Source organism: Halogeometricum sp. CBA1124 (genome assembly GCF_009741955.1).
In the GTDB taxonomy this organism is placed as follows: Archaea; Halobacteriota; Halobacteria; order Halobacteriales; family Haloferacaceae; genus Halogeometricum; species Halogeometricum rufum.
On the sequence record NZ_WPCD01000235.1, the window covers coordinates 1 to 5,226 of the forward strand.

Consider the following 5,226-nt stretch of genomic DNA (forward strand, 5'->3'; position numbering starts at 1 on the left):
GAGTCGCGCCAGCGACCGCTGGTCGAGGCGGCGGACCGACCGGCGAAACTGGCTCCGGTCGACGGGGCGCATACCGTCCGTTAGGACGACGACGGGTCAAGCGTTTCGGAGGGTGGGGTGGGCGGGCCGCCGTTCCGACTGCGCTACTCGTCCCGCCGGACGTACGTCGCGAAGTCGAACCGCTCGCCCGTCTCGCGGTCCGTCTCCGCCCACGCCGAGGCGTCCCAGTCGGGGAACCGAGTGTCGCCCTCGTACGACTCGTGAATCTCGGTCAGCACCATCCGCGTCGCTCGCGGGAGGAACTGCTCGTACACGCGCGCGCCGCCGACGACGTACACCGTCTCGACGCCTCGCTCTGCGGCCGCCGCTTCGGCCAGTTCGACCGCCTCGGCGACCGAGTGCGCCAGCACCGCGCCGTCGGGGAGGTCCAACTCGCGCGAGGAGAGGACGACGCTGGTCCGGCCGGGGAACGGTTCGCCGAGGGCGTCGACGACGCTCTCGTACGTCTTCCGACCCAGAATCACGGGGTGGCCCGTCGTCGTCCGCTTGAAGTGCGCCATGTCCTCGGGGAAGTGCCACGGCATCCCGCCGTCGCGGCCGATGACGCCGTTGTCTGCGACGGCGGCGACGAGGACGTACTCGGTTTCGCTCGGTGACTCCGGCATCACTCGGCCACCGCGAAGCGGATCCCCTCGTCGGGGTCGTAGTCGTGCAGTTCGACGTCGTCGTACGTGAGTTCGTCGAGGGGAACGTCTGCCACCTCGATGGTCGGCCGGTCGCCCGGTTCGCGGGCGCACTGCCGCAGGAGGCCCGGAACGTGGTCGTAGTCCTCCCGGCCCTCGGGTTCTGGCGGTGCGGTCTCGACCAACCAGTCGCGCACGTCGAGGTAGTCCGCGCGCGACTCGACGTCGGCGAGGCGCGCCTGCAGGTCTGCGAGGTTGTCGGCGTACCACGCGCCGCGGTCACCCTCGCCGCAGTAGACGTGCGCGTCGACGACGGTGTGGGCGAACTTGCCGACCTCGAAGCCCGTCCGCTGGGCGACGGCGGTGGCGAGGAGGGCGTAGGCGGCGACGTTGAACGGGACGCCGAGGGCGATGTCCCCCGAACGCTGGGTGAGATGCAGGTTCAACTCGTCGCCCTGCACGTTGAACACGAACGAGTAGTGACACGGCGGGAGCGTGGAGACGGCGGCGTTCGCCGGGTGCCACGCGTTGACGACGATGCGCCGGGAGGTGGGGTTCTCGCGGAGGGTGTCGAGCACGTACTGAATCTGGTCGAACGTCCGTTCGTCCTCGTTCAGCCAGCGGTGGCCCTCCTCGGGCCACGCCTCGCCCGGCAACCCCTCGTCGGGGACGGGAAAGCGCCGCCAGAACCGACCGTAGGCGGTGTCGAGTCGCCCCTCGTCGTCGGCCCACGCGTCCCAGATTCCCGTCTCCTCGCGCAGCGTTCGGATGTGCTCCTCGCCGGAGAGATACCAGACGAACTCGTGAATCAGCGAGTTCCAGCGGAAGCCCGACAGGTCCTTCGTCGTGAGCAGTGGAAAGCCCTCCCGCAGGTCCACCTCGTAGTGGCGGCTGAACGCCGAAATCGTGTCTACGCCCGTGCGGTTCGGCTTGTGCTGCCCGTCCGACAGCACGTCGGTGACTAGGTCGAGATACTGGCGCATGGTGGGCTCGGGGTTAGGATACTGTGCTCGGTACCGAGGTATGAACGTGACGCAATGGACGCTGTCGGGGGCGTCCGCCCGGTCCGTATTTACCGGCCTGCGCGGTAGACGGAGGCGTGACCGAAGACGGACCGGACCCGCGACCGAACCGACCGCCCGAGACCGAGGACGGCCGTTCGCTGCTAGCGCTCCTCGACGAACTCCGCGTCATCGCCCAGAACGGGCTGGAGTACGGCGACGACGGCCACGACGCCCACGACGAGGAGCGGTACCGCCGCCTCCTCGACCTGACGAGCGAGTGGTACGGCGTCGCCCTCGACCTGCCGCCGGCGGAGGCCAGAGACCGCCTCGCGGCCGAACACGGTCACGCGACGGCGAAGGTGGGCGCGAACGCGGCCGTGTTCGACGACGACGGCCAGATACTGCTGGTCCGGCGAGCCGACAACGGCCGGTGGGACCTCCCCGGCGGCTTCGTCGAACCGAACGAGACGCCGCCCGAGGCGGCCGTCCGGGAGGCCCGAGAGGAGGCGGGCGTCGAGGTGTCCGTCGCGGAGTTGGTCGGCGTCTACAGCGTCGGTCCCGACGACGAGGGGTCGCCGCACGCCCACACCCACGTCCCCATCGTCTACCGCTGTGAGCGAATCGGTGGCGAACTCGACGGCTCGCACGAGAGCACTGAGGTCCGCTTCCGCCACGTCGACGACGTGTCGGCGTGGCACACGAAGAACGAGCAGTTCGCCCGCGACGCGCACGAACGGTGGGTCCGCCGGGACGAGTGAGTCTGCACCGCGAGGGTGGCTCCGCGTCGGGACGGCTGGCTCCTCGCCGAGCGAGTGGTTCAGCGTCGGGACGGGCGACTCCGCCGCGGCCCCGGACGACCGAGCGGACCCCCTCTCGCCGCCCGCGCCGTCGCAGTCGAGACAACATACTTACAACTCTCGACCGAATCGTTCGACCGATGCCCTCCCGCCGCGACGTTCTCGCCCTCCTCGCCACCGCTCCGCTCGCCGGGTGTAGCGCCGACGCAGACGCCTCGTCCGCGACGGACGACCCGCCGCTCTCGGGTCGGACCGTCACCGTCGTCGGCGACGTGCCCCTCCCCGACGACGCCGGGCCCAGACGCACCGGTGCCGTCGGCGACGCCGACGTGGTGCTCGTCCCCCCGGGCCCGCAGTTCACGACACCGCCCTCTACGCGCTCGAAGCCGGCACGCCCGTCGTCGTCGCCGGCGAGGACGCTCCGGGGACCGTTCTCCGCCTCTGCGAACGGGCCGGAGAGCGGTACGGCGTCCCCAGCGACTCGTGGACGCCGAGCGAACGCGTCGCCGCCGTCGTCCCCGTGGCGGACCGCCTCCTCGTCCAGTACGTCGAACCGATACGCGGCGCGGACCTCCCGGCCCGACTCCCGTGGGCCGTCGGGCAGGTCCTCGACGGCCGTCCGCCCGCGTTCCCCGTCGAGGGCCCGCCGCGTCCGGACGGCGGCGTCGAACTCGGGCGCGTCCGGGTTCGCGGCCGCGCGACGTCGGCGACTACGACCGCTGGGACCGCGGCGACGCTGTTTCCGGACCGTCGGAACCGCCGTCGTCGAGACGGTGGCGACGGTGACCGCCGCGGACGCCCCGTTCCCGGACCGGTACCGCGTCGACGAGGTGTCGGTTCGGACGGGCTTCACCGACGCGACGGTGGAGGCGACCGGACCCGCGGCCGGCACGGACGCGTTCGCCGTCGAGCAGTCGGTGAGCGACGACGGCGAGGTTACGCACGGCTTTACGCCCGCGAAACGGGCGTCGCGCCGGTCGCTGACCGTCGGCGCGCGGACCGTCGTCGCCCTCGACGACCCCACCCCGCCGTTCTCCTACCTCGGCAACGTGCGCTGCCGGTGGCGCGACCCGCGACTCCTGCGCGACGACGGGACGTGGGTCGCCCACACGCCCGGTCGCGCCGTCTGGCGCGGATTCTGAGGCCGGGCGGACGGCCCCGACGGCCGCCATGGAAAGAGGAAAGACCCGTTCGCGTCTACTCTCGGACGTGATATCTAACCTCGCGCACGACGTGCAAGCGTTCACCAGCAACGCCTTCCTCGTCACCGGCGAGACGACGGCTCTCGTGGACACCGGCGCGAACTTCGACGTGGTGTCGCGCGTCCGCGACCGGGTGGACGGACTCGACCGGGTGTACCTCACGCACACGCACACCGACCACGTCGGCAACGTCGCGGCGGTCCGCGAGGCGTTCGACGTGGAGACGTGGGGGTTCGACCCCGACCGACCGGAAGTCGACCACGCCGTCGCCGACGGCGAGACGGTCCGTATCGGCGACGACGACTACGAAGCGCTCCACACGCCGGGACACAAGAACGACCACCTCTGCTTCTACTCGCGCGCGCGAGCGTCCTGTTCGCCGGCGACCTGGTGTTCGCCGACGGCGCGTTCGGGCGCACCGACCTCGAAGAGGGCGACCGGGCGGCGCTGACGGCGAGCATCGACCGCGTCCGGGAGACGGTGGGGGAGGACCTCTCGGAGATGCACACCGGCCACGGGCCGAGCGTCACGCAGCGACCGTTCGAAGACGTCGAACTCGCCGGGCGCGCCGCCCGGATGTGACCCGCTTCGACGGTCTCACCGGCCATTCAGCCGGGGAATCACTCGTCCGCGGGCCACTCGGCCGCGGATTACTCGTCGGCGCCCTCGGGAATCTCGTCGGCCGGTCGGGACTCCGACTGGATGCCGAAGTAGCCCGGTTCGTCGCCCTCCGGGTCGTTGATGACGAACTCGTCGGCGTGCGACATCAGCCACGGTACCGTCCACGTGACGATGCGGTCCTCCGTGTCCGCGTCGAGTTCCGTCTCCGGGTCGAGTCCCTGCAGGAGGCGCGATATTTCGGGGACGGTGTACATCATCTCGTCGTCGAGCACTTCCGCGGGTTCGTACAGTCGGTACGGGTAGAGCGTGTCGAACTCGTCTTTCGGTCGAGGCATACCGAACAGTCGCCGTCGGCGCACGTAAACGCCCTGACTCCGGGAGAACGAATCACAATGGTTATCAAATGGCTTCGAAGTGTGAACGTATGGAATCGCCGTCCGAACGGCTGCTGGGCGTCTTTCGCGACTTCGGCGGGCGGGCGCTCAGAGACGTGTGGCTCTTCGACGAACGGGCGTTCGAGCGCGTGTACGTCCGCGACGACGTCGCCGAGGCGATCGCGGACGGCGACCTGGACGTCGAGCGCTTCGTCGACAACGAGCGCTACGCTCGTCACGCGACAGACGTACGAGTCGCTCTACTACGCCGACTACGGCTACACCGTCCGCGGGCTCTCCTCCTTCGAGCAGTTCCGGACGTTCCTCTGCGACCAACCCATCGGCGTCTTCGCCAGTTTCGACCTCGCCGACGACGGCTACGACTACCGGCAACTCGACGAGTCCGTGCAGGAACTCGCGCTCGAACTCGGCCCGGAGACGTTCGCGCCCGAGGCGGACCCGACGGTGACCGACTGAACGACGCGCTCGGCGGGTGGTGCGGCCGCTCTGCGGCGTGCGCAAAGAAAAAAATCGGGGTGTACGCG

At 70.2% G+C, this 5,226-nt stretch carries 6 protein-coding genes and 1 pseudogene; 4 read left to right on the plus strand and 3 right to left on the minus strand.

Annotated elements, in window-relative coordinates; all coding sequences use genetic code 11:
- Positions 1 to 143: 143 nt before the first annotated feature.
- Together GJ632_RS19150 and thyA are read right to left on the minus strand one after the other, a co-directional pair.
- Positions 144 to 665 carry a dihydrofolate reductase gene (locus GJ632_RS19150; RefSeq protein WP_191453767.1) on the minus strand — a complete coding sequence of 174 codons (522 nt, stop codon included), beginning with the start codon at positions 663 to 665 and terminating at the stop codon, positions 144 to 146.
- Positions 665 to 1,666, minus strand: a complete 1,002-nt coding sequence (gene thyA, locus GJ632_RS19155; protein WP_191453768.1) for a thymidylate synthase — start codon at positions 1,664 to 1,666, stop codon at positions 665 to 667. Before thyA ends, GJ632_RS19150 begins: the two co-directional genes overlap by 1 nt.
- A gap of 116 nt (positions 1,667 to 1,782) precedes the next feature.
- On the opposite strand from thyA, the gene GJ632_RS19160 reads away from it, so the two are divergent.
- The 3 genes and pseudogenes from GJ632_RS19160 to GJ632_RS19170 all read left to right on the plus strand — a co-directional run bounded on the left by GJ632_RS19160 (position 1,783) and on the right by GJ632_RS19170 (position 4,268).
- Positions 1,783 to 2,445 (plus strand): NUDIX hydrolase N-terminal domain-containing protein, encoded by a 663-nt coding sequence (locus tag GJ632_RS19160; RefSeq protein WP_197428097.1) that lies wholly within the window; start codon positions 1,783 to 1,785, stop codon positions 2,443 to 2,445.
- Between the two features lie 179 nt (positions 2,446 to 2,624).
- The gene (locus tag GJ632_RS19165; protein WP_231751688.1) at positions 2,625 to 3,626 is read left to right on the plus strand and encodes a hypothetical protein; all 1,002 of its coding nucleotides are present in this window, start codon (positions 2,625 to 2,627) and stop codon (positions 3,624 to 3,626) included.
- Positions 3,627 to 3,693: 67 nt separating this feature from the next.
- Positions 3,694 to 4,268 (plus strand): annotated as a pseudogene (locus GJ632_RS19170) (MBL fold metallo-hydrolase).
- Between the two features lie 68 nt (positions 4,269 to 4,336).
- On the opposite strand, the gene GJ632_RS19175 reads toward GJ632_RS19170, so the two are convergent.
- Positions 4,337 to 4,642, minus strand: coding sequence for a DUF5827 family protein (locus GJ632_RS19175; protein WP_089807182.1), 306 nt, complete (start codon positions 4,640 to 4,642; stop codon positions 4,337 to 4,339).
- An 81-nt stretch (positions 4,643 to 4,723) separates the two neighbouring features.
- Between GJ632_RS19175 and GJ632_RS19180 the strand changes: the two genes are divergently transcribed.
- The gene (locus tag GJ632_RS19180; RefSeq protein ID WP_231751689.1) at positions 4,724 to 5,158 is read left to right on the plus strand and encodes a hypothetical protein; all 435 of its coding nucleotides are present in this window, start codon (positions 4,724 to 4,726) and stop codon (positions 5,156 to 5,158) included.
- The last annotated feature ends 68 nt before the right edge of the window (positions 5,159 to 5,226 follow it).